This is a genomic window from Flavobacterium xueshanense (genome assembly GCF_900112975.1).
GTDB classification, from domain to species: domain Bacteria; phylum Bacteroidota; class Bacteroidia; order Flavobacteriales; family Flavobacteriaceae; genus Flavobacterium; species Flavobacterium xueshanense.
On the sequence record NZ_FONQ01000002.1, the window covers coordinates 166105 to 189134 of the forward strand.

The window sequence follows — 23030 nt, forward strand, 5'->3', positions numbered from 1 at the left end:
TTGTTTTGAAATACTCTAAGGGCACGGATTGCAAATCCGCGCGATCGGGAAAATAAACAATACTTTTGATAATTTGTACTAAAAATATTATTTATATATTCGTTTGGTATTCGCTAGTGAATAGCGAGAATCTAATCAATTACGGGTGTGTAGTCGCTACATTGGAGCGATTATAATCAAGGTAGTGGCAAGCTTCCCTAAGAACCAACAAGTCAGATGATAATAGATAGTCAGATATGGAAATATGAACTAAAAAAAGAAGTAAATGATATTATAGACTTTTTTGACAATACAAATTTCGAAGATGAATTTGAAGAATCTGAAATACTTGATGATGATACAATAGAAGAGTATGAAGAAGTGTATAATAAAGCCTTTATTAAACTGCAAAAATTCGCAATTTATACCTCAATAGTAATTCGAAAACTTATTGAGGCTAATAAAATATCATTCGAGCTTTTGGGCGAAAATTTTTCAATAATTTCATACGAGAAAAATCTAAATGAGAAAATAACTAATTGGAATTCCTATGATATTGATAAAATCTATTATTTGCATTCTCCTCAAAGAGTAAATATTTCAATTAAAGATTTAGTTGATAAGTTAATCCACAGTTTTCATTTTATGCCAAAATATATTTGGGAAAAAACAGATATTTCGCTACCTGATGAAGACAGTGAAAATTGGTTAAATAATGGATTTGAAGGGTTTTACTTTTCTTCAGATAAATCAAAAAACAAAGAACTTTTATTTATTTCACTTGAAAAATATATAGCCATTATTGAAAAAATTAATTCTGATTGTATTGTCCGACAAATTTATGAAGGCGGAAAAATAGTTGTTAATTCTTGTAATAACTTAAATAATACCAGTTAACAATAGCTCCTACAACGGAATTGTGTAATTGGCTTAATGGAAAGTTAGTTTTGTATTAGGGGTGATTTTCCCAAACCTAACCGATCAGCCACATCAATGCAACAACAGCTAGGATTTGCAATCCATTCTCACAACATTGAGCAGAAAACATAAAATAGTTATAACGCAAAATGAAATCGTATCCAGAACACTTACAAATCGTCAATACCTTTCATGAACTTGGAGAAACCATTGCTGCTGGCCAATTTTTAATTAAAGAATATGGTCTAGAAAACCTAAATTTCAAAGGCTTTGAATTAAGGGAAAAAGCCCAACCGGAATTTATCCTGATGACTACCGAAGGCCTTCTTGGCGAACCTCAAATCATCCGCATTCCTGAAAACACTTTCGAATATCCGCTGCACTTAATGCTCAATCTGCTGATGCATGAAATGATTCACGTGAGTCAAAAAACGAAAGAAAACTTGATTGAAGATAAAAATGAAAGGGAATGGCAAGCCTATTATGAAATGCTTTTTCATAAAAAAATTTACTCAAATTCCTGAACTTCCTGATTTCAACAAACGCTTCTTTGCAAAAAAAGCGTTGGAATACTACAATAGAATGGGCGAAGGTTCTGAACTTCAATTAAAATACGCCAATCAAAAACTGGAAACAGACAATCTGCTGTCGTTTCTAGAGGCAAAAACGAAATAGATTTTTTACTTCCGTAACTTCCCTTTATTAACATTATTTATTTCAAATAAAAACGACAATGCTGAAAAAGGATTCATTATTTTTTGTAACTTTATGTTTAACAATTTGTTACGAACATAAAAATGAAACCTTCACACCAAACTATGACTCATTTATACGAACATTTAGGCAAAGTGTTCTATTCTATTGCGACCATAGACAAAATTATTCGTGAAGAAGAAATTAAGAAACTGAAACAAATTATCAAGACAGAATGGCTTCCGCTGGAAAACAGTTTCAATATATTTGGCGATGATACCGCTTATGAAATCGAAATTGTTTTTGACTGGCTGGTCGCCAATGAATGGGAATTGGAACAAGTGATGCCCGACTTTAAAATTTTCAGAGCAGAACACCAACACTTGTTCACTCAGGAAATTAATGTTTTAATTCTAAAAACAGTCAACGCCATCGCTTCTTCATTTTCAGCGAAAAATAAATCAGAACAAGTTTTAATAAGCGAACTGACGTTCATTTTGAATGGATGAAAATTAAATGAATACCGGTTGGACGTAATTAATAAAATTTCAACTAATCATAAATAAAAAATTGAACCACATAGAAACATACAAAAAAAAGAGTCAGATAGCGCAATTATTGGGTTCACATAACTATGATTTTCTCTAAAAAAGTGAAACGCCTTCCAAAATTTTAAAATCTATGTTTCTAGCCTGCGCAGAGCGAAGTTGAAGTGGAGTTAAAAATTTAAACATATTGAAGTACACCAAACGGATTAAATGAAAATTAAAATAAAGCTGTTTTATAACAATCTACTTTAACTTAAAAATCAAAGACATGAAAAGACAAACTGGCATTTGGATAGATTCGTCAAAAGCAATAATTGTTGCTCTTGATGGTGATACAGAAAAAATTACTGAAATCGATTCTGAGGTTGAAAATGACGTGTATCATAACAGAGAAGGCAACAAAGGCACTTTCAACGGTGGGCATCATAGCACTAACGAATCACAATTTGAGGCTCGAAAAGAAGAACAACTCAATTATTTTATAAAATCCGTTTTGTCTTATGTCAAAAAATCGGATGAACTTATTGTTTTTGGTCCGGCACAAACCAAAACAAGATTAGAAAAAAAATTAATAGATGGAAATTTAATCGAACCCGGAAAACTAAAAGCCGTAGAAACCGCAGATAAAATGACTTTAAACCAAATTGTGGAAAAAGTAAGACGCTATTATAATCCTTCCGAATATAAAAAACCAGAACCCAATAGCTAATATCGCTGCTCCTAAGAAATTCTGAAACTACAACGCAGTTATGTTGTAGTTTTTTTATGTCCTAAAATGGAATAGAAATCATTTTTCCCAATCAACCTCCTAAAGAAAATTATAAAAAACTTTCCTTTCGTATTATTTTCCTTTTCTTTATGACCAATATTCCAAACGCCTGTTGTTTTAGATTCTATTACTTATTAAACCGTTTATGAAAACCAAAAAACAAAAAATATTTTTAGCTGCAAAAATACTTTTTGTACTATTTGCAGTTTTTGTTATTGGTTTTTATATGTTTCGTGATGCCGTTTTACAGCAGACTATTGCAAAAGTTTCCCATGAAATGGAAGTGGATTATAACAGTACTTTTACGATAAAAAAAGCTTCTTTTGACGGATTATCGGGCTTGAATCTTACCGAAATAATACTGGTTCCAAAAAATGCCGACACGCTTTTAAAAATACAAAAATTAAAAACCAGCGTCAATTTATTGCGCTTGGTTACGGGCGATGTACAACTTGGAACTTTAGAAATACAGAATGGTTTTGTACAGCTGATAAAAACAGGAAAAACAGGAAATTACGATGCTTTTCTAAAAAAAGACACTCAAACTGAAATTCACGACGAGAAAAGAGATTACGCTCAGTTTGCTTACAGAATTATTTCAAAAGCACTGAATGTAGTCCCAACGGATATGATTTTGGACAATCTTTCTTTCCGACTTATTGATAACGGGAAAAAGGCAACCATCAATTTCCAAAAATTGCGATTAGTCAACAAGCAATTGGAAACTTCAATAAAAGTTCAAACCAACACCATTTCACAACGATGGAAAATTAAAGGTTTTGCCGATCCAAGAAACAAAAAAGCCGATATCCGTTTTGTAAATATAGATACTGGCGCCATCAAAATGCCATATTTAGACGAACGTTTCAACCTGAAATCAAGCTTTGATTCCATCCGATTGAATATTCAAAACATAGAGAAAAATGGTAATGAATTGCATATTGATGGATTTATGGTTATTGCCAATTTAAAACTCAACCATCCTAAAATTGCCAGTAAAGATGTATTGCTAAAAAACGCCAGATTTGATTACCGATTCTTATTGGGTTCCGATTTTATTTCGATTGACAGCAGCTCAACGGTTCAATTGAACAAGATAAAATTTCATCCTTACGCGGCTTATGAAACGGAAAAAGATACGATTTACAAACTCAAAGTAAGCATCCCAAAAATGACAGCGCAGGACTTTATTACTTCGCTTCCTGACGGTTTATTTGCCAATTTTCAAGGCATGAAAGCCAGCGGTACTTTTGATTATAAATTGGATTTTGCATTCAACCAAAACAAACCCAATCAACTGGTTTTCGATAGTAAATTGAAGAAAGAAAATCTAAAAATTACAAAGTATGGCGAAGCCAACCTGAACAAACTCAATGGCGAATTTGTGTACCGCGCACTTATAAAAAACGTGTTGCAACGTCCGGTTTTAGTGGCTTCGGCTAATCCAAATTACACGCCACTGGACCAAATTTCACCATATTTACGAAAGTCGGTTTTGACAACGGAAGATCCTTCTTTCTTTTCACATCGTGGGTTCATCAAAGAAGCTTTCAAACAATCCATTATCAAAAATATTAAAACTAAAAAATTCTCCCGCGGTGCCAGTACCATCAGTATGCAGTTAGTGAAAAATGTTTTTCTGAGCCGGGAGAAAACAGTGTCGCGTAAACTGGAAGAAATTTTATTGGTTTACATTCTGGAAAACAACCGGATTGTGAGCAAAGAACGTATGCTCGAAGTGTATTTTAATATTATCGAATGGGGTCCAAATGTTTATGGAATTGGCGAAGCAAGTCAGTTCTATTTCCAAAAAACGCCTTCGGAATTATCGCTGAACGAATGCTTGTATCTGGCCCGAATTATCCCAAGTCCAAAAAAATTCATGTATCAGTTCAACGATCAAGGGATGTTGAAAGATTTTGCGATACAACAAGAATCGTTCTTAACCAATATTATGTTTCGAAGAGGACTTTTGAGTGCTGATGACACCATTTACAAGTCCTTACCAATATTGATTTCAGGACCTGCAAAATCTTTTATCAAATTTAAAGTACAAGATTCCACGCAAATAAAAGTGGATTCCGTGGCCGTCGATGACGAATTTGATCTTTAATTATTAGAAATAACCCTGTCAGAGTTTAGAACTCTGACAGGGTTTCTTATTTTAGGGTGCCGGGTCAGGAATTACCGCTTGCACTTCATCAATAGCTCTTAGAATTTCATCCGAAAGTGACACTTGAATTGTATCAATATTTTCTTTTAATTGTTCCAATGTGGTTGCGCCAATAATTGTGCTGGTTACAAACGGCTGCTGTTCTATAAATGCCAACGACAATTCCGTCAAGGTTAATCCGTTTTTCTTGGCAATTTCCTGATACATCCGTGTGGCTTCGATGCATTGTGGACTGTTGTATCTGGAATACTGTGGAAACAATTTGATTCTGGCATTTGGATGTTCTTCACCCGTAAGGAATTTTCCGGACAAAACCCCAAAAGCCATTGGAGAATACGCCAATAAACCAACATTTTCTCTCAGGCAAATTTCAGCGGAACCGTTTTCAAAAAGTCGATTTAATAACGAATACGGATTTTGAATCGTTTTTATTCTTGGCAAATTGTTGTATTTGCTTTCTTCCAGAAAACGCATAATTCCCCATGGATTTTCATTTGAAAGTCCAATATGGTTTATTTTTCCTTCTTTGACAAAGCCATCTAATGTTTCAAGTACATTATGAATATTATCTTCCCAAGCATCGTCCTGCGCTTTAAAACCGCGTTGCCCAAAATAATTGGTTTTGCGTTCCGGCCAGTGCAATTGGTACACATCAATATAATCAGTTTGCAGGCGCAATAAACTTTGATCTAATGCAAACTTGATACTGGCTGGCGAGAAATCTAATTTCTCTCTCATGTATCCAAAATTTGGATTGGGTCCCGCAATTTTGGATGTCAAAACTATATCTTCTCTTTTACCCGATTTTTTAAACCAAGTGCCAAGAATTTTCTCAGTACTTCCGTAAGTCTCCTGACGTCCTGGAACCGAATACATCTCAGCCGTATCAAAAAAATTGATTCCGTTTTCTAAGGCATAATCCATTTGGGCATGGCCATCAGCCTCGGTGTTTTGCTGTCCAAAAGTCATGGTGCCAAGGCAAATTTTGCTGACTTTTACATCAGTATTTGGTAAAGTGGTGTATTTCATATTTAAGGAAATTGTATTTTATTTTTTCGAAAACAAAGATAAAATTAGTTTGTCGTTACCATTTGCTGTTAACAGAAAATTGAGAAACGTTTATAAAATATAACCGCCAATTCGCAAATTAAAAGCCTTCAATCGAAAGATAAAATTAGCGAATTAGCGGTTAAAGGAAAATTCTTTTTTAAACCATTGCTACATTAAGTTTCATTAAGAATCAGAACTTAATTTTCTTAATGGTAAAACTTATAACATTAGATGTTTTAATCTTAATTTATCTCATTCAACATTTCGGCAATTTCATCTAATCTTGGTGTTAGAATGATTTCAATTCTACGGTTCTTCGCTTTTCCTTCCGCGGTTGCATTGCTTCCTAATGGTGAAAATTCTCCTCTTCCGGCAGCCGTTAGATTTTCCTTATTGATTTTCTTGTTTTCACTCAAAATAGCGACAATTGACGTAGCTCTTTTGGTAGACAAATCCCAGTTGTCCGCAATAGGTCCTGAAGCCGTGAACGCGTCATCATCTGTATGACCTTCAATAAGCACAGAAATATCCGGGTTGTCACCCAAAACTTTACCTAATTCTACAACTGCTTTTTTACCTTCGGAACCTACAGCCCAACTTCCCGAATTGAAAAGTAATTTATTCTCCATGGAAACATACACTTTCCCGTTTTTTTGTTGAACGGTCAGCCCTTTTCCTTCAAAACTATTCAAGGCTTTAGATAAGGTTTCTTTTAGTTTTTTCATGCTAGCTTCTTTGGCAGCTATCAAATCTTCCAGTTCTTGCAAACGTTGTGCGCTTTTGCTCAATCGCTCTTGTTCGAATGCCAATGCTTTTCCTTTTTCGTCTAATTGTTCCAGCAAATCACGATTTTTCTTCATGTTGCTTTGCAAAGCGTCTCCACTATTTTTTTCTAAAGCGAGGTAGGAATCCTGCAGGACTTTGAACTTATTTTGAGCCGCTGCGTAATCTGCTTTAAATTTATCCAGTTCCATTTTGGATTTGCTTAAATCAGTTTTTAACCCGTCGCGGTCTAATTCTAATTGGTTTTTAGCTTTTAGCAAATCGGCATTTTCATCTGCTAAACTTCTGTTTTCTTTTCTGGAATCGGCGTATTTACTTTCTAAATCATTGTATATTTTCTTGGATACGCAAGAAGTGGAAAGCGCTAGTATTAATAATCCGATGGAAACTCTTATAATCATTTTGTTGGTATTTATGTTGTTTCTAATGTTGCGATGAAAGCTAAAATTAAATTATAATCGGATGCCTTAGCCCCGATAAAAGTGAAAATCCTTTCTAGTCCTGAACTTGTTTCAGGATCCTGAAACAAGTTCAGGACTAGAAAGATTGTAACGGATAGCGGGAAATAGCTCCTCCTTCTACTCCGCTCAGGATGACTACTCTAATTCCACCAAAACAGGGCAATGATCTGAATGCACTGCATCTGGAAGAATAACAGCCCTTTTGAGTTTATGCTTTAGGGTGTCGCTCACTAAATTGTAATCGATGCGCCAGCCCTTGTTGTTTCCTCTGGCTCCAGCGCGGTAACTCCACCATGAATATTGGTGCGGCTCACTGTTGAAGTGGCGGAAACTATCCACAAATCCGGATTTCATGAATCCGTCGAGCCAGGCTCTTTCTTGCGGTAAAAACCCAGAAATGTTCTTATTTCTTATAGGATCATGGATGTCGATTGCTTCGTGACAAATGTTATAATCCCCGCAAATAATTAGATTTGGCGTTTCTTTTTTGAGTTCGTTAATGTAGGTTTGAAAATCATCCATGAACGTGAATTTATGACCCAATCGATCAATATTTGTCCCCGATGGCAGGTACAAACTCATCACTGAAAAGTCATCAAAATCAGCGCGGAGGTTTCTTCCTTCGAAATCCATGTGGTGAATTCCGGTACCGTGAAAGACATTGTTGGGTTTGATTTTAGAGAGAATCGCTACGCCGCTATAGCCTTTTTTAGTTGCTGAATAATAGTATTGGTACGGATAACCTGCTTTTGTAATATCTTCGACAGGAATTTGATCTTCGGTCGCTTTAATTTCCTGAAGACAAATAATATCCGGATTTGCGTGTTGCAACCAATCGATAAATCCTTTAGAAATGGCGGCTCTAATTCCGTTTACATTGTATGAAATAATTCTCATTGAAAAATAAAATTTGAATTTTTTCCGGAAAATTATCTTTGCCTGCGGTTGTCAGGAACCCACTTTTTTATTTTCTCGGAAAAAATTATATTGTTTGGATGTGGGTTCCAAATGTAACAAAAAAGTACAAGTTTGATTGAGAAAAATAGAGAAAATGGAGTTTTTTGCTATCTTTGTTTCTTGCTCCAAAAAAAACAAAAAATACATGGGTTTAGTAACCGCGAAAGAAGTTGCAAAAGCAATAAATGCTGATAAGTACGGAGTTTTAGGTACTTTTTCTGGCTGGATAATGATGAAGGTGCTAAAAATCTCTACCTTAAATAAAGTATACGACAGAAACAAACATCTTCAGGATGTTGCCTTTTTAAATGGAATACTAGATGATTTACAAATAAAATTTGAAATACCGGAAGAGGATCTAAAACGATTGCCAAAAGAAGGGGCGTATATCACCATTTCAAATCATCCGTTAGGAGGAATTGACGGGGTTTTGTTACTGAAATTGATGCTGGAAAGAGAACCAAATTTCAAAATTATCGCTAATTTCCTTTTGCATCGCATTGAACCGCTCAAGAAATACATCATGCCGGTGAATCCTTTTGAAAATCATAAGGATACTAAATCGAGTGTGGTAGGAATCAAAGAGACTTTTCGCCATTTGAGTGACGGAAAACCGTTAGGTATTTTCCCTGCCGGAGAAGTTTCAACTTATAAAGACGGAAAATTAATGGTAGATAAACCTTGGGAAGAAGGCGCTATCAAAGTAATACGAAAAGCCCAAGTTCCTGTCGTTCCCATTTATTTTCATGCTAAAAACAGTCGGTTATTTTATTTGCTTTCTAAAATCAGCGGGACTTTTAGAACCGCAAAACTACCGTCAGAAGTATTTAGCCAGAAACATCGTGTGATAAAAGTGCGCATTGGGAAACCGATTTCAGTAAGCGAACAAAACGAACATACTACGCTAGAGGAATACTCAGAATTTTTACGAAAGAAAACGTACATGCTGGCAAATCCTTTTGAAAAAGAAAGTACTTTTTTACCAACGCCTACTTTAAAAATTCTTAAAAGTCCGAAGAAAATTGTCACTGCCGCCAATCAGGACAAAATGACTAAGGAAGTGGATGCATTGCGAAGCACGGATTGTCGCCTTTTACAAAGTAAAAATTACGAAGTGTTTCTCGCTGAAGCAAAAAAAATACCCAATATCCTGCACGAAATTGGTCGTCTTCGAGAAATAACTTTCAGAGAAGTTGGCGAAGGAACCAATGAGTCTATTGATTTAGACAAGCACGATCAATATTACCATCACCTGTTTTTATGGGATAATGAAGCTAATAAAATTGCCGGTGCCTACCGAATGGGACTGGGTTCAGAAATTTATCCGAAATACGGAATAAATGGTTTTTACCTCAATGATCTCTTCCGATTTGAACCAGAATTACATGATATGATGCACAAATCCATAGAAATGGGGCGCGCCTTTATCATCAAAGAATACCAACAAAAACCAATGCCGCTTTTCTTGCTTTGGAAAGGAATTATGCACACCACTTTACGCTATCCGGAACATAAATTTTTATTGGGAGGCGTGAGTATCAGCAATCAATTCTCTGATTTTTCGAAATCACTGATGATTGAATTCATGAAATCTAATTATTACGATCCGTATATTGCGCAATACATTCATCCAAAGAAAGCGTACAAGGTCAAACTGAAGGATGCCGATAAAGATTTCATTTTTGATGAAGCTGAATCCGATTTAAATAAGTTTGATAAAATTATTGATGAGCTCGAACCAGGAAGTTTGCGTTTGCCGGTTTTGATTAAAAAATACATCAAACAAAACGCAAAAGTGGTCGCTTTTAATGTCGATCCGTTGTTTAATAATGCCGTTGATGGATTGATGTACATCCGGATTGCAGATATTCCAGAAAGTACCATGAAACCCGTAATGGAAGAGTTTCAGGCTGAATTGGAACGCAAACTGAGCGAGAAAGAAGATTGACTGCAGAATGCCTGTTTATAAAAAAATCCCGAACTTATTCGGGATTTTTTATGTTTTAAAACCACGCTTTTTTTCCAACTTGATACGTTTGATAAAACTCTTCGTCAGATTTTGTTAAATAAATTATTCCTTCAATAAGTCCCAATAAACCGGTTACGGTTCCACAAGTGCATAAACTAATCACTAACCAAATAATCCCTACTGTGGTGTAACCTAAAAAAAATTTGTGAATCGCAAAAGGCCCTAGAAGTATAGCAAGCAACCCTGCCGCAAGTTTCTTATTGTCTTGCCGAACTAATCGCGGATTATTCCATTCTTCAATCTTCGAGTTTTCCATAAATTGTTGGTACTAGGTTGTTTTTCAGTGATTAAAAATATAAAAATTATTGAAATGCAGTATCAATTGGCTCCCAAGATTCTGTCTAAACACTCTCGCTATCCAGAATATAACCAAATTTTCCATACTCATTAGACTGCATATCACCCACAATTGTTACACCCTCATCAGATAATTTTTTTAATAAATTCTCTAAATCACACACGCGGAAATTTTGCATCAATTGTTTCTCGCTTGGTGCAAAATAAGTAGTATCCTCCACAAATGGCGACCACTGTGTAGAACAATCATTATCCACTTTGTCTTTCCACCAAAAAGTAACACCATATTGATCGGTTTTTAAACCCAAATGTTTTCCATACCAAGTCACCAGTTCTTTTGAGTTTTTTGATTTAAAAAAGAAACCGCCAATTCCCGTAACGCGTTACTCCGGCTCTACATCTTTGGCTTGACCGAAATATTTAGCTTTTATCTTATCTACAATTACTTGCGCCAATCGCTGGTGACTTTCAAATGTCCAACCGGCAACATGCGGCGTCAAAATTACATTCTTGGCTTTCAACAAATATTGAAAAGCTTCTGGAGTGTGTTTATCATTAAAAAGAGTTTCAAAAGATAATTTCTCGTATTCCAAAACATCCAAACCAGCACCGAGAATTTTGCCGGATTGCAGGGCCGCAACCAAATCAGCAGTGACAATATTCTTGCCACGAGACGTATTGATAATCCAAAAGGGTTTAGTAAATCCATTGATAAAATCACTGTCAACCATTTTATTCGTTTCGGGACTCCACGGAATGTGCAAACTCAATACATCCACTTTTTGCTGAAATTCTGTTAGTGAAAGTTGCTTCGCATTAGCATCACCTACATTTTCCTGAATATCATAACACAACACTTTGACATCAAAACCACGAAGTTTTTTTGCAAAAGATTTTCCCATGTTTCCGTAACCAATAATCCCCACCGTTTTACCGTCGAGTTCATGACCGCGGTTACTTTCCCGGTTCCAATGTCCAGCTCGTATCTCGCTGTCGGCTTGGTTTAATTTATTAAAAAGTGACAAAATCATTCCCAATGTATGTTCGGCAACCGCATTTCTGTTTCCTTCCGGAGCAGCGATTAGCGTGATGTTTTTGGATGTGGCATACTCACAATCGATACTTTCTAATCCTGCTCCCACGCGCGCAATAAATTGCAAATTAGCGGCTTTGTCCAAAAATGTTTTGTCAATCTTGAATCGACTCCTAATAACAATTCCCTGATAGTCTTGAATTTTGGCTTCGATTTCTTCTTTTGACGAATTAAAATCACTGTGATTTATAAATCCGGAATGCTGTAATTGATCCCAAAGTACGGGATGATTGCTGTCTATATGAAGGATTTTGATGTCCATAATTGTTCGGTTTTTAATACTTCAAATTAACAAAAAAATTACGGTTTATTGTTTTAACAACTGAGATTAAAGTTGTAATTTGTAAATTTGCCTTCTGAATTTTTTATTATAAACCTGATGCTTATAATAAATAAAAACCAAAAAATGAAATTAACAAAAACATTCAAAGCTTTTTTTGAAAGTGAAAAAGCAGGTGGCCTTTTATTACTTTTTGTTACGATACTCTCTCTTTTATTAGCCAATTCGCCCGTTCAAACTGGCTATATTGCGTTTTGGGAAACCAATATTGGCAGCCATTCGATAACGCACTGGATTAACGATGGTTTAATGGCTATATTCTTTCTTCTCATTGGTTTAGAATTAGAACGCGAAATGTATCAAGGAGAATTATCCAGTATTCAAAATGCGGCTTTACCCATTTTTGGAGCGTTGGGCGGCATGGTTGTTCCGGCAGGAATCTTTTTACTGCTGAATTTTGGAACTAGTACACAAAATGGAGCCGGAATCCCTATGGCGACCGACATTGCATTTGCCATTGGTATTCTGTCCCTTTTAGGAAATCGCGTACCTACATCACTGAAAGTATTTTTGACTGCGCTTGCCGTAATCGATGATTTAGGTGCCATTGTGGTAATTGCCATATTTTACACAGACACGATTGCTTATATGAATTTGTTCATTGCTTTTGCCATTATGGGAGGTTTGTTTATTTTGAACCGAAGAAAAGTACACAGCCTAATTCCTTATTTGATTGGTGGAGCGGCGATGTGGTATTTCATGTTAAATTCTGGGGTTCACGCGACGATAACCGGAGTATTATTGGCCTTTGTAATTCCGTTTGGAAATGGTGACAAAAAAACATCTTCGTACCGATTACAGCATTTTTTACACAAACCAGTTGCCTTTTTTATTCTTCCTTTGTTTGCTATAGCAAATACGTGTATTGCCATAAAATCAGATTGGTATGAAGGCTTGAATCATCCCAACACGATTGGAATTATGTTAGGTCTCGTGGTAGGAAAACCATTAGGGATATGGTTGTTTTCGTTTCTTGCCGTGAGTTTAGGGATTTGTAAGCTTCCAAGAGATCTAAAATGGAGCAGTATTGTGGGCGCAGGAATGCTGGGCGGAATAGGTTTCACGATGTCTATTTTCATAACCTTGCTTGCTTTTAAAAACGACGGAGAAGAAGTAATTATCTATTCTAAAATTGCAATTTTGATTGCTTCCTTTATTGCGGGAACCGTTGGTTTCTTATGGTTGAAATTTAGTTTAAAATCCGGGAAAGCAAAAAAAACAACTAAATAGTTCTTCATCAGATTCCACTTCCCATAAAAAAGCCTCGTTTAGTTAGTATTAAACGAGGCTTTTTTAGGTTTTTTAAAAGCTAACTCCGTGATACTGATTGTGTCTTTCTTTTACTTCTTAACCCAATAATCAACTACTGTAACTTTATCCGGCGCCGGACTTAAAACCGCTACAAAAGCTTTATGAGCCGGATGAATTAAATACGCATCTCTATCCGATTCACTCCTGAAAGTCAAAACAAAACAATGAGTCAAACCACTATTTAAGTTTTCAGGACTGTTGTTGATTCCCCATTCATAAGCTTTGATTAATTTGATTTTATGTTCCAAATTTCCAAAAGCAGTTACCACTTTGTCAATTGCTGCGGCATCTGTGCCCGGTTTCCAACCAAACATTACCACATGCCTAAGCAGTTGTTTTTGTTTATTTTGTTGGGCGTTTACGGTATAACTTGAAATTAAAATAAACGTTAGTAAGAGTAGTTTTTTCACGGTAGTTTTTTTTCAAATATAGGATTTATTTGAATTTTTTACACGAAAACGAAATATTGATATTTATGAAGTTCAAGTAAAAAAATTGCGCAAAGTCAAAGACGTTTGCGCAACTTGTATGATGAACACTTTGCAAAAAAAGCTTAATTGCCGTTATATTGCTTTAGATAACGCACTATTAACTCTATCTTCTGTTGGTCTTAAAAATACAAGATATACTATTATCAAAATTCCAAGTATCAATAAATCTTGTTTTAAAAACAAAATAACTAAGGCTGAAGCTTCAAGAATGGCCCACCGAATAATTGAAGCGGTCTGGTAAATAGGCAGATTCTCTTCAGGTTTTAGTTTAACGTCGACGTGTTTAAGTTGCGATTGAAATAAAAAATTGCTCACGAAAAAAGCTAAAATTGGGATAGCAAAATATATCAAATCTGAGAAATCAATGATCGCTATTTTTAAACTTTCAATTGAAAGCTGTCCAATAAATAAATAAGCAATTACTGTTCCCGCGCAAATAGCAAGATGAATAATTTGAAGTACTTTGATTTTCTCGTTCATTTTTTTTGATTTTAAAATTAAGTTCCTGCGAACCTAAATTTAGAGACATTTGCGCAGCTTACATGATGAACATTTTGCGGAGCATGACGTTTTTTCAAATATAAGATTTATTTTATAAATCAATTCTCTATCAAATCCATTTAAAGGAAAACACATTCTTTTATGACTTCCCACATTTGTATAAAAAAAACAAATTGATTGCTGATTTTTGATTGTTGATGTAAAGTATTGTGCGAGTTAAAAATGTATTGAATTCACAATTAAAACTTTTTACTGCAGCATATCTTACATTCTGTTTGTCAAATACTTAACAATGTGTGAATGTTGCAAATTTTAAAAAAAATTGTGTAAAAGTTTTATTGTAAAGTATACTGATATTTGTGTAAGTGAAAACTAATTCTCTTAATAAATACCAAAAAGATGAACACTGATAAAGCAATTGACACATTAAATTCGTTAATCCAAATCAACAACGATAGAATTACAGGTTACGAAACTGCTTCAAAAGAAGCTGATGAAACAGATTTGAAAACATTGTTTTCTCATTTTACTGAAACAAGTCTAAAATGCAAATCAGAACTTGTTGCGGAAGTAAAAAGATTAGGTGGAACACCTACAGAAGGAACAACTACATCCGGTAAATTGTTTAGAGTATGGATGGATATCAAATCTGCCATGACCGGTAGCGACAGAAAAGCGATAATCAATTCATGTGAATATGGAGAAGAAGCTGCACTTGAAACCTACGATGACGCATTAAGTCATGATGAAGATTTATCCGCGGAACAACTAATGATGATCAAACAACAACATGCTGTTATAAAAGCAAACTACCAAAAAATAAAAGATTTAAGCGATCATATGGCTTAAATTTTTGCTGAAGGAAGCGGGCACTAATCAAAATTCAATTTACTAACCCGTTGTTTGAACTTATATCAAGAAAAAAATATTGCTTAGCTGTTAATCAAGATACTAAATTTCAGAATCTTGATTAATAGCGAAGCAATTTCTATTTGGAGTTTTATAGAAAATTCTTTTGGGACCTTTATAAATTGCTTAGTCAGCACGGCAGACCGGCACGCATTATTTAACTAATAATTTGAGGAGCAGGACAAGCCCAAACGACACTTAACCCTTGATTTGTTTCAAGGACGTTTTGATTCCTCGTATCAAGGACGAACTGAATCCGTGCATTTCCATTTCGTTCAATCCCGCAATCGTGCAACCTTGTGGTGTGGTGACACGGTCAATTAATTGTTCTGGGTGTACTTTTTCTTCCAGAAGCATTTCGGCAGCGCCTTTTACGGTTTGTGCAGAAATAGCTAATGCCGTTTGCCAGTCAAATCCTATTTCGATTCCGGCTTGCATCGAAGCGCGAATGTATCGCAATGCAAAAGCAGTTCCGCTGGCCGCGAGGACCGTTGCAGCATCCATTAATTTTTCATCAATAATAGGAGCAGTTCCCAAACTTTGAAAAAAAGAAACTACTTGTTCAGCCTTTTCTTTGTCTTTTTCATGAAACGCAATACAAGTAGCTGACGCGCCAAACTGTGCCGCAATATTGGGCATGATTCGGATTACACTATTAGCAGTACCAATTTTGTTTTGTAAATTTTCGATTGATAATCCACTCACGGCCGAAGCGATAATTTTATTGGAAATTACAGGAAGGATTTCGGCTAAAACGGCATCTACCTGGTACGGTTTTATCGTCAAAATGATAACATCGGCTTCCTGAATCTGATGGGTATTATTTACTGTAACCGTAGCACCTGATTTTTCAAGATACAGAATGCTGGAGGTGTTTCTTCGGGTTATCGTGACTTGGTTTTCTGGTGAAAATTTTAATAGTCCTAGTGCGATAGAAACGCCTAAGTTTCCTCCGCCAATGATGTGTACTTTCATGCTGGTTGTAGTTTTCCTCTCCCCAACCCTCTACAAAGGAGAAGGATCCAATATGGGAAAGTGTTAGTTTTTATTGAATTTTTTAGATTCTTTTATAAAAATTAGAATCTAATTTACTTTTGATTTCTATCGTCTATAGTCTTATTTTTTATTCCGTTTTACTTCACAAAAAATTAAAATAACGTTTTAAAATTGTCCTTACAATTTCTTTTCTCTTTATTCTTGTTTCTTTCTTAAAACCCCAAAATCATTTTTGCTATCGAAAAATAAATCAGAATTCCACAAATGTCATTGCTGGTAGTTATAAACGGCCCAGTTGCCAGCGCGGGATCTATACCAAATTTATCCAGTAGTAATGGGATAAAAGTTCCTATTAACGAGGCAATTATAATTACAGACATTAATGCTATAGTCACAATAATCCCAATGATGAATTCGACATTCAACAGAAAATGACTTCCTAAAAATAATATCGTAGCCAGAATTACTCCGTTTAATAAACTTAGTGAAACTTCTTTGATCAATCTATTAAACAAGGATCCGCTCAATGAATTGTTTGCCAAGCCCTGCACAATAATTGCCGATGATTGCACCCCTACGTTTCCTGCCATAGCGGCAATAAGTGGCGTAAAAAAAAATAAATTTCCATGTTCGAGCATGGCTCCTTCAAACAACCCCAACACTCTTACGGTGATGAATCCGCCCAAAAGCGCCAAAACCAGCCAAGGCAATCGTGCTTTTGTATGTTCAAAGATGCTGTCATCCGCTTCAACGTCTTGGGAAATACCCGCCGCTAATTGATAATCCTGATCGGCTTCGTCTTTTATTACGTCTACAATGTCATCAATGGTAATTCTTCCTACTAATCGTCCCATTTCGTCTACGACAGGAATAGCTTCTAAATCGTACTTTTGCATGATCCGGGCCACCTCAACATCTTCAGTATCTACTTTTACGGAGTTTAGTTTTCGGATGTAAACATCATTAATTGGTGTTCTGGAAGAAGTAGTCAACAAATCCTTGAGTGACAAACGTCCTTTCAGTCGGTCTTCATCATCCACCACATAAATTGAATGGACTCTGGAAATATTTTCGGCCTGAATGCGCATTTCTTTTACACAAGTAAGTACATTCCAATTTTCATTGACTTTAACCAATTCCTTGTGCATGATTCCACCTGCGGTATCTTCATCATAACGCAATAAGTCGACAATATCTTTGGCATGCTCAACATCCTGAAGTTCTGATATTACTTCGGCTTTCAAATCTTTGGAAAGCTCCGCAATAATATCGGCCGCATCATTCGTTTCCAGCTCATCTAATTCTTCCGCAATCTCTTTTGCTGAAAGCCTGCTTAATATATTCTCCCGCAAATCATCTTCCAGTTCAAGAAGAATTTCGGCGGTTTTTTCACTGTCTAAAACTTTAAAAATATAGGTCGCTTCATTAAAATCAAGCTCATCGAGAATTTCAGCAATATCAGCATGGTGCATGTCATTCAATAATACGCCTAATTGTTGGTCGTTTTTATTTTGAATGAGTTGCTCTAATTCCTGAATTAATTCTTTGCTGATTTTAAACTCCATCGGCTTCTATTTTTTGGGTGAGCTCTATGAACTGTTCTACATTTAATTGTTCTGGTCGAAGGTCAAAAATTCTATCTTCTCTCAAACTATCCGACAAATTTAAGGTTTTTAAACTATTTCTTAACGTTTTGCGTCGTTGTTGAAAAGCCGTTTTCACTACGGTAAAAAACAATTTTTCGCCGCAAGGCAAACTATAATCTTTCTTCCTGCGCAAACGTAAAACTCCTGATTTTACCTTTGGCGGCGGAATAAATACATTTTCGTCTACTGTAAATAAATATTCGGCATCATAAAAAGCCTGAACCAATACCGACAGAATTCCATAGGCTTTGGTTCCTTTTTTTTCACAAATACGTTGCGCCACTTCTTTCTGGAACATTCCTGCAAATTCCGGAATCTGGTCGCGGTATTCCAAAGTTCTAAACACAATCTGTGTTGAAATATTGTACGGGAAATTCCCAATAATAGCGAATTGTTTCCCTTCAAAAATATCGTTAATATTGTATTTTAAGAAATCTTTAGAAATGATTCTGTCTTTTAATTTTGGATAATTTTGGTCCAAATAAGTCACTGATTCCGTATCGATTTCAATAACGTAAGTATTCACTGGCTTACCCAACAAATATTTTGTCAAAACTCCCATTCCCGGACCTATCTCTAATATATCCTCATATCCTTCTAAGTTCAACGTGTCAGCAATGTCTTTTGCAATGCTTTCGTCTTTTAAGAAATGCTGTCCGAGGTGTTTTTTGGCTGTTACTTTTTCCATGTTTTATGTTTTGCCACGAAGGCACTAAGGCGCAAAGTGTTTTTGTTTGTCTTTGTAGATCGGAGGTCACAAGTTGTAATCTCCAATTTTTTTTTATCTTTTTACAGCCCGACTTATTCTCTCAAATTGCGACTTTAAGATTGTGAATTAAAACGACACCCTAAAGATGATTACTTTGTTGCTAACAATGACTTTAATAATCAGCAATCAATTCTAATTCCGTTCTAAACGCCAGCATTTTATCTCCAAATAATTTCAATCCTTCTTCACGAAAAGCCGGTGCATCTTCTTGGTAATATTTCTCCAAAGTTTCTTTACTCTCTGTGGCATATTGAACCGAATAGGTTACTCCGCCCATTTCTTCTTCAATTAAAACGCGCACCATTCTTGCAGAAGAGAATTTCCCTGTAGCCAGAATTTCAGGAATGTGCTTGTGCTGCATCCAAATCATCCATTGATCGTGAACGCTTTCGTGTATGTTTGTGGTAACGTTGTATAATATCATTTTTAACTGTTTAGTCGTTGATTTGTTTAATTGGTTATTCGTATAAACTAATAACCAATTTACCTTTTTTATAAATTAGTATCGCCTCGCAATTGCCTAAATTTCTTCCTCGCTTCCACAAAATAAATACTGTCCTGATGATGGAACAATACTTTTTCATACAACGGTTTCGCTTTTTCAGGAATCAATTGCTTGTTATAAATTTCTGCAGAAAAATACAACGCTTCATCTATATAAATTCCGTCGCTATGTTGGTCGATAATAGTCTGGTATTGGCTTAAAGCCAAAGCAAAATCGCCTTTCTTTTCATATATTTTTCCTAATCGCAACAAGGTCACAGCTTCTATTTCTTGTCCTTTGTAGTTTTTCAAAATCGATTGAAACTGTGTTATAGCTTCCTGATTTCTGTTTTGATACAACAGATAATCTCCTTTTGCAAATTGTTTCAGTACCGTTTGCGTCGAATCAGCTACGGTATTGTCGTTGATTAACAGAAAATATTCCAAAGCATCATTCGCAATCAGCTGCGTATTGGCTGATTTTAATTCCTTGAATTGTTTCAACGCCCAGGCAAAATCGGTTTTAAAATAACTGGTTTTTGCAGCTTTCAAACTGGCTTCATGCGCCATCACATCATTTTTTAAATCCAATTCAATTTGAGAATAATAGATTAAAGCCTGATTGAATTTTTCTTCGTACAGCAAAATATCGGCCAGTTCCATTTTGGCATTTGCCACTTCATAATCATTCAATTGCAATTCCAGCGCTCGCTTGACTATTGCCTTTCCTTCCTCAGGTTTTTTTAAATTAAATGCTGTGAAATGTGCCTGAATCAACTGCAAAGATAAGGTAAAAGGTCGTATCTCAAATTGTTTCAACAAACCGTCTAATGCTGTGCTGATGGCTGCAAACTCGTTTTCGGATGCTTTTTCAATCTTCATGCTTATCAGATACGAATTCGCTTGAATAAGCAATTCTAAATCTTGCGTATTTTCCAATACAAAACTCAAAATTTCTTTGGCTGCTTCTTGATTCTCGTCTTCAATTGCCAATTGCCCTAAATTTACAATATTGGCAAGCGATTCCGCATTGCGTTTATAAATGGCTTTTTCCTGAATAAATGCTTTTTCGAACTCTTTTTGTTGGACGTAAAACCAACTCAAATAATGATTCCAAAACAGATCTTGATTTTTTTGGGTTCTTACAATAAGCGCCTTTCGTAATATTTCATTGAAATTAGCGTCACCTTCGTCCACCATAAAACGAACCAGCTGATTTTGTATTCTAATGGAATTTTGAGGATTGGCATACGCCTCATCCAAAAACGTAGAAATCATCATTTCCATATTGGATAATTGACCGTATAGCAATCCAATTTGATAATTAAAATTAAAATTTTTATCAAGTTCTGTAGCGGTTTGATACGATTTTAGCGCATATACGAGCAAAACTTTTCTCTCAAAAGCGTTGGAAATTCCGTAAACATCATTTGGATTTTTTTTTATTCGGTTTAACGCCTGTTCGTAGTAAATTTTGGCTTTAGCTTCATTTTTTTGCAACTGAAAATTGTATCCTAATTCTACCAGAAGATTTCCTTGATTGTATTTTTCAAGTCGTTGTTGAATGGCTTTTTCGGCGCTTTCAAACTGCTGTAATTGCTGAGAACAATCTATTATTCTTAAAAAATACTGTGAATTTTGTGGAATCTCCTGCAGCAACTCTTCATAACTGATCTTCGCTTTCTCAAAATCGCCTTTATCATAATAATACTGCGCCAATTGTTCGTTTTGAGCAAACGCAAATAGCGATAAAAACAGGTGTATTAAGAGAACGATTTTTTTCATTTTTTTATCTGTTTTTCTAATTCAGATTTAGGTTTTTGAATAAACATTCGTGTCTTTATTCATTTCCTTTTTTAATCCATTTTCCAACTTCCGGCGCTGTGTAATTTTCCATTTTGCTCAATAAGTCTTCCGCATTATCACTAACCAAAATCATCTTTTGATTGATTTCTTTTAAAAAACCGCTATCGACCATTTTTTGGATGAATTGCAATAATAAATCATAAAATTTATCAACGTTTAAAATCCCAATGGGTTTCTTATGAAGTCCGAGTTGCCCCCACGTCAGCATTTCGAAAAACTCCTCTAAAGTTCCAAATCCGCCAGGCAATGCAATTACGCCATCGCTTAATTCATTCATTCTGGTTTTTCTTTCGTGCATGCTTTCTACAATAATTAATTCTGTCAAATTATCGTGAGCCACTTCTTTAGACATCAAAAAACCGGGTAAAACACCAAATACTTTTCCGTTTTCACTCAAAACACCATCTGCAACCGCACCCATTAGACCAACTTTTGCGCCACCGTAAACCAAATCAATGTTCTTCTTGGCCATTACCTGTCCCAGCAAAATAGCTTGAACCTCATGATTTTTTTCATTCCCACAACTGGATCCACAGAACACCGTAATTCTTTTCATCAACAAAATGTTTTTCAGTAGTATTTTGTTTAATTTATAATATCAAACCCGCAATACGGACGCAATACTTCTGGAATTACAATTCCTTCCGGCGTTTGGTAGTTTTCTAAAATCCCAGCCAAAACTCGTGGCAAAGCTAATGCACTTCCGTTTAAGGTGTGTGCCAACTGGTTTTTTCCATCTTTGTCTTTGAAACGCAATTTCAAACGATTCGCTTGAAAAGTCTCAAAATTAGAAACCGAACTGATTTCTAACCAACGGTCTTGCGCGGTAGAAAACACTTCGAAGTCATACGTCAAAGCTGCTGTGAAACCCATATCGCCGCCACAAAGGCGCAATATTCTGTATGGTAATTTCAATTCTTGAAGAATATTTTTAACGTGTTCGACCATTCCGTCCAAAGCTTCGTACGATTTATCGGGATGTTCTACACGAACAATTTCCACTTTGTCAAATTGATGCAAACGGTTTAATCCACGCACATGCGCGCCATAAGAACCTGCTTCTCTTCGGAAACATGGCGTGTAAGCCGTCGTTAAAACTGGCAATTCATTTTCGTTTAAAATTACATCCCGAAACAAATTAGTTACCGGAACTTCAGCCGTTGGGATTAAGTATAAATCATCGGTTTTATCATGGTACATTTGTCCCTCTTTGTCTGGCAATTGTCCCGTTCCATAAGCAGATGCTTCGTTTACCATGTGCGGAACCTGAACTTCGTTGTACCCTGCAGCGGTATTTTTATCCAAGAAATAATTGATTAGGGCACGTTGTAATCGTGCTCCTTTCCCTTTGTACACCGGAAATCCTGCACCCGCGATTTTTACTCCTAATTCAAAATCAATGATATCGAATTTTTTTACCAATTCCCAATGGGGTTGTGCGCCTTCGTGCAAAACTGGAATCTCCCCTTCTTCAAAAACGTTTAGGTTTTCCTCTGGTGTTATACCAACAGGAACGATATCAGCAGGAAGATTGGGTAATGTGTATAATTTTTCCAAAAGTTCTGCGGCAAGTACATCAGCAGTTTCGGATAATTTCTTACTTTTTTCTTTTAATAAAACTGTTTTTTCTTTTAAGATTGCGGCTTTCGACTTCTCTCCAGCTTTCATCAATTCACCAATATCTTTGGATAATTTATTAGATTCGGATAAAATTCCGTCTAACTCTACTTGCGTAGCGCGACGTTTTTCATCTAGTTGTACCACTTCTTCAACAACACTTGTGGCATCGATGTTTCTCTTTGCCAAAGCGGTGATTACTTTTTCTTGATTCTCTCTAATAAATGCGATTTGTAACATAGTTGATTTTTTTAACGCTAACTTATATAATAATGGCAGCAAATTTAAGGAAATGTTTGGTAGAAATAAGGGAAAGTTTGTCCAAAAGTCGCAAGTCTTAATGTCTTAAAG

23 protein-coding genes are annotated in these 23030 nt (G+C 35.6%); 8 read left to right on the top strand and 15 right to left on the bottom strand.

Features of this window, described 5'->3' with window-relative positions:
* The first annotated feature begins 216 nt into the window (after positions 1-216).
* From BMZ76_RS02890 to BMZ76_RS02910, 5 genes are all read left to right on the top strand, one after another.
* Positions 217-876 carry a hypothetical protein gene (locus tag BMZ76_RS02890; RefSeq protein ID WP_091203220.1) on the top strand — a complete coding sequence of 220 codons (660 nt, stop codon included), beginning with the start codon at positions 217-219 and terminating at the stop codon, positions 874-876.
* 170 nt (positions 877-1046) lie between these two features.
* Positions 1047-1421 (top strand): hypothetical protein, encoded by a 375-nt coding sequence (locus tag BMZ76_RS02895; RefSeq protein WP_244281734.1) that lies wholly within the window; start codon positions 1047-1049, stop codon positions 1419-1421.
* A 273-nt stretch (positions 1422-1694) separates the two neighbouring features.
* Positions 1695-2099, top strand: a complete 405-nt coding sequence (locus BMZ76_RS02900; protein WP_091203221.1) for a hypothetical protein — start codon at positions 1695-1697, stop codon at positions 2097-2099.
* Between the two features lie 307 nt (positions 2100-2406).
* Positions 2407-2847, top strand: coding sequence for a hypothetical protein (locus BMZ76_RS02905; protein ID WP_091203222.1), 441 nt, complete (start codon positions 2407-2409; stop codon positions 2845-2847).
* 205 nt (positions 2848-3052) lie between these two features.
* Positions 3053-5020, top strand: coding sequence for a transglycosylase domain-containing protein (locus BMZ76_RS02910; RefSeq protein ID WP_091203223.1), 1968 nt, complete (start codon positions 3053-3055; stop codon positions 5018-5020).
* Positions 5021-5071: 51 nt separating this feature from the next.
* On the opposite strand, the gene BMZ76_RS02915 is transcribed toward BMZ76_RS02910, so the two are convergent.
* The 3 genes from BMZ76_RS02915 to BMZ76_RS02925 all read right to left on the bottom strand — a co-directional run bounded on the left by BMZ76_RS02915 (position 5072) and on the right by BMZ76_RS02925 (position 8271).
* Positions 5072-6109, bottom strand: coding sequence for an aldo/keto reductase (locus tag BMZ76_RS02915; RefSeq protein WP_091203224.1), 1038 nt, complete (start codon positions 6107-6109; stop codon positions 5072-5074).
* 263 nt (positions 6110-6372) lie between these two features.
* Positions 6373-7314, bottom strand: a complete 942-nt coding sequence (locus BMZ76_RS02920; RefSeq protein ID WP_091203225.1) for an OmpA/MotB family protein — start codon at positions 7312-7314, stop codon at positions 6373-6375.
* A gap of 195 nt (positions 7315-7509) precedes the next feature.
* Positions 7510-8271, bottom strand: a complete 762-nt coding sequence (locus tag BMZ76_RS02925) for an exodeoxyribonuclease III (protein WP_091203226.1) — start codon at positions 8269-8271, stop codon at positions 7510-7512.
* A gap of 205 nt (positions 8272-8476) precedes the next feature.
* On the opposite strand from BMZ76_RS02925, the gene BMZ76_RS02930 reads away from it, so the two are divergent.
* Entirely contained in the window at positions 8477-10279 is a 1803-nt protein-coding gene (locus tag BMZ76_RS02930; protein WP_091203227.1) for a GNAT family N-acyltransferase, read from the top strand.
* A 55-nt stretch (positions 10280-10334) separates the two neighbouring features.
* On the opposite strand, the gene BMZ76_RS02935 is transcribed toward BMZ76_RS02930, so the two are convergent.
* The 3 genes from BMZ76_RS02935 to BMZ76_RS02945 form a co-directional block, all read right to left on the bottom strand.
* Positions 10335-10616 (bottom strand): TM2 domain-containing protein, encoded by a 282-nt coding sequence (locus BMZ76_RS02935; protein WP_091203228.1) that lies wholly within the window; start codon positions 10614-10616, stop codon positions 10335-10337.
* Between the two features lie 85 nt (positions 10617-10701).
* Positions 10702-11028, bottom strand: coding sequence for a VOC family protein (locus BMZ76_RS02940; protein WP_091203229.1), 327 nt, complete (start codon positions 11026-11028; stop codon positions 10702-10704).
* Between the two features lie 12 nt (positions 11029-11040).
* Positions 11041-12012, bottom strand: coding sequence for a 2-hydroxyacid dehydrogenase (locus BMZ76_RS02945; protein WP_091203230.1), 972 nt, complete (start codon positions 12010-12012; stop codon positions 11041-11043).
* A 144-nt stretch (positions 12013-12156) separates the two neighbouring features.
* On the opposite strand from BMZ76_RS02945, the gene nhaA reads away from it, so the two are divergent.
* Positions 12157-13320, top strand: coding sequence for a Na+/H+ antiporter NhaA (gene nhaA / locus BMZ76_RS02950; protein WP_091203505.1), 1164 nt, complete (start codon positions 12157-12159; stop codon positions 13318-13320).
* A 110-nt stretch (positions 13321-13430) separates the two neighbouring features.
* On the opposite strand, the gene BMZ76_RS02955 is transcribed toward nhaA, so the two are convergent.
* Complete coding sequence (locus BMZ76_RS02955; RefSeq protein WP_244281735.1) at positions 13431-13811, bottom strand: Dabb family protein; 381 nt, start codon at positions 13809-13811, stop codon at positions 13431-13433.
* A 153-nt stretch (positions 13812-13964) separates the two neighbouring features.
* Positions 13965-14372 (bottom strand): MFS transporter, encoded by a 408-nt coding sequence (locus BMZ76_RS02960; protein WP_091203231.1) that lies wholly within the window; start codon positions 14370-14372, stop codon positions 13965-13967.
* 420 nt (positions 14373-14792) lie between these two features.
* Between BMZ76_RS02960 and BMZ76_RS02965 the strand changes: the two genes are divergently transcribed.
* Positions 14793-15242 carry a PA2169 family four-helix-bundle protein gene (locus tag BMZ76_RS02965; RefSeq protein WP_091203232.1) on the top strand — a complete coding sequence of 150 codons (450 nt, stop codon included), beginning with the start codon at positions 14793-14795 and terminating at the stop codon, positions 15240-15242.
* 258 nt (positions 15243-15500) lie between these two features.
* On the opposite strand, the gene proC is transcribed toward BMZ76_RS02965, so the two are convergent.
* From proC to serS, 7 genes are all read right to left on the bottom strand, one after another.
* On the bottom strand, positions 15501-16277 hold the full coding sequence (proC, locus tag BMZ76_RS02970; RefSeq protein ID WP_091203233.1) for a pyrroline-5-carboxylate reductase: 777 nt from the start codon (positions 16275-16277) through the stop codon (positions 15501-15503).
* A gap of 233 nt (positions 16278-16510) precedes the next feature.
* Entirely contained in the window at positions 16511-17863 is a 1353-nt protein-coding gene (gene mgtE, locus BMZ76_RS02975) for a magnesium transporter (protein WP_091203234.1), read from the bottom strand.
* Complete coding sequence (rsmA, locus tag BMZ76_RS02980) at positions 17853-18632, bottom strand: 16S rRNA (adenine(1518)-N(6)/adenine(1519)-N(6))-dimethyltransferase RsmA (RefSeq protein ID WP_091203235.1); 780 nt, start codon at positions 18630-18632, stop codon at positions 17853-17855. Before rsmA ends, mgtE begins: the two co-directional genes overlap by 11 nt.
* 193 nt (positions 18633-18825) lie before the next feature.
* On the bottom strand, positions 18826-19137 hold the full coding sequence (locus BMZ76_RS02985; protein WP_091203236.1) for a DUF4286 family protein: 312 nt from the start codon (positions 19135-19137) through the stop codon (positions 18826-18828).
* 68 nt (positions 19138-19205) lie between these two features.
* The gene (locus tag BMZ76_RS02990) at positions 19206-20981 is read right to left on the bottom strand and encodes a tetratricopeptide repeat protein (RefSeq protein WP_091203237.1); all 1776 of its coding nucleotides are present in this window, start codon (positions 20979-20981) and stop codon (positions 19206-19208) included.
* 55 nt (positions 20982-21036) lie between these two features.
* A complete protein-coding gene (locus BMZ76_RS02995) occupies positions 21037-21618 on the bottom strand; it encodes an LOG family protein (RefSeq protein ID WP_091203238.1) in 582 nt (193 codons plus the stop codon).
* Positions 21619-21647: 29 nt separating this feature from the next.
* Positions 21648-22919: a serine--tRNA ligase gene (gene serS / locus BMZ76_RS03000; protein ID WP_091203239.1), complete on the bottom strand. Its 1272-nt coding sequence runs from the start codon at positions 22917-22919 to the stop codon at positions 21648-21650.
* Positions 22920-23030: the final 111 nt, after the last annotated feature.

Bases quoted from the DNA above. Each gene is read 5' to 3' on its own strand.
- BMZ76_RS02900 (WP_091203221.1), top strand. From the start codon at position 1,695: ATGAAACCTTCACACCAAACTATGACTCATTTATACGAACATTTAGGC.
- BMZ76_RS02895 (WP_244281734.1), top strand. From the start codon at position 1,047: ATGAAATCGTATCCAGAACACTTACAAATCGTCAATACCTTTCATGAA.
- mgtE (WP_091203234.1), bottom strand. From the start codon at position 17,863: ATGGAGTTTAAAATCAGCAAAGAATTAATTCAGGAATTAGAGCAACTC.
- BMZ76_RS02910 (WP_091203223.1), top strand. From the start codon at position 3,053: ATGAAAACCAAAAAACAAAAAATATTTTTAGCTGCAAAAATACTTTTT.
- BMZ76_RS02920 (WP_091203225.1), bottom strand. From the start codon at position 7,314: ATGATTATAAGAGTTTCCATCGGATTATTAATACTAGCGCTTTCCACT.
- BMZ76_RS02995 (WP_091203238.1), bottom strand. From the start codon at position 21,618: ATGAAAAGAATTACGGTGTTCTGTGGATCCAGTTGTGGGAATGAAAAA.
- BMZ76_RS02960 (WP_091203231.1), bottom strand. From the start codon at position 14,372: ATGAACGAGAAAATCAAAGTACTTCAAATTATTCATCTTGCTATTTGC.
- BMZ76_RS02905 (WP_091203222.1), top strand. From the start codon at position 2,407: ATGAAAAGACAAACTGGCATTTGGATAGATTCGTCAAAAGCAATAATT.
- serS (WP_091203239.1), bottom strand. From the start codon at position 22,919: ATGTTACAAATCGCATTTATTAGAGAGAATCAAGAAAAAGTAATCACC.
- nhaA (WP_091203505.1), top strand. From the start codon at position 12,157: ATGAAATTAACAAAAACATTCAAAGCTTTTTTTGAAAGTGAAAAAGCA.
- BMZ76_RS02990 (WP_091203237.1), bottom strand. From the start codon at position 20,981: ATGAAAAAAATCGTTCTCTTAATACACCTGTTTTTATCGCTATTTGCG.
- proC (WP_091203233.1), bottom strand. From the start codon at position 16,277: ATGAAAGTACACATCATTGGCGGAGGAAACTTAGGCGTTTCTATCGCA.
- BMZ76_RS02935 (WP_091203228.1), bottom strand. From the start codon at position 10,616: ATGGAAAACTCGAAGATTGAAGAATGGAATAATCCGCGATTAGTTCGG.
- BMZ76_RS02945 (WP_091203230.1), bottom strand. From the start codon at position 12,012: ATGGACATCAAAATCCTTCATATAGACAGCAATCATCCCGTACTTTGG.
- BMZ76_RS02915 (WP_091203224.1), bottom strand. From the start codon at position 6,109: ATGAAATACACCACTTTACCAAATACTGATGTAAAAGTCAGCAAAATT.
- BMZ76_RS02965 (WP_091203232.1), top strand. From the start codon at position 14,793: ATGAACACTGATAAAGCAATTGACACATTAAATTCGTTAATCCAAATC.
- BMZ76_RS02985 (WP_091203236.1), bottom strand. From the start codon at position 19,137: ATGATATTATACAACGTTACCACAAACATACACGAAAGCGTTCACGAT.
- BMZ76_RS02930 (WP_091203227.1), top strand. From the start codon at position 8,477: ATGGGTTTAGTAACCGCGAAAGAAGTTGCAAAAGCAATAAATGCTGAT.
- rsmA (WP_091203235.1), bottom strand. From the start codon at position 18,632: ATGGAAAAAGTAACAGCCAAAAAACACCTCGGACAGCATTTCTTAAAA.
- BMZ76_RS02890 (WP_091203220.1), top strand. From the start codon at position 217: ATGATAATAGATAGTCAGATATGGAAATATGAACTAAAAAAAGAAGTA.
- BMZ76_RS02925 (WP_091203226.1), bottom strand. From the start codon at position 8,271: ATGAGAATTATTTCATACAATGTAAACGGAATTAGAGCCGCCATTTCT.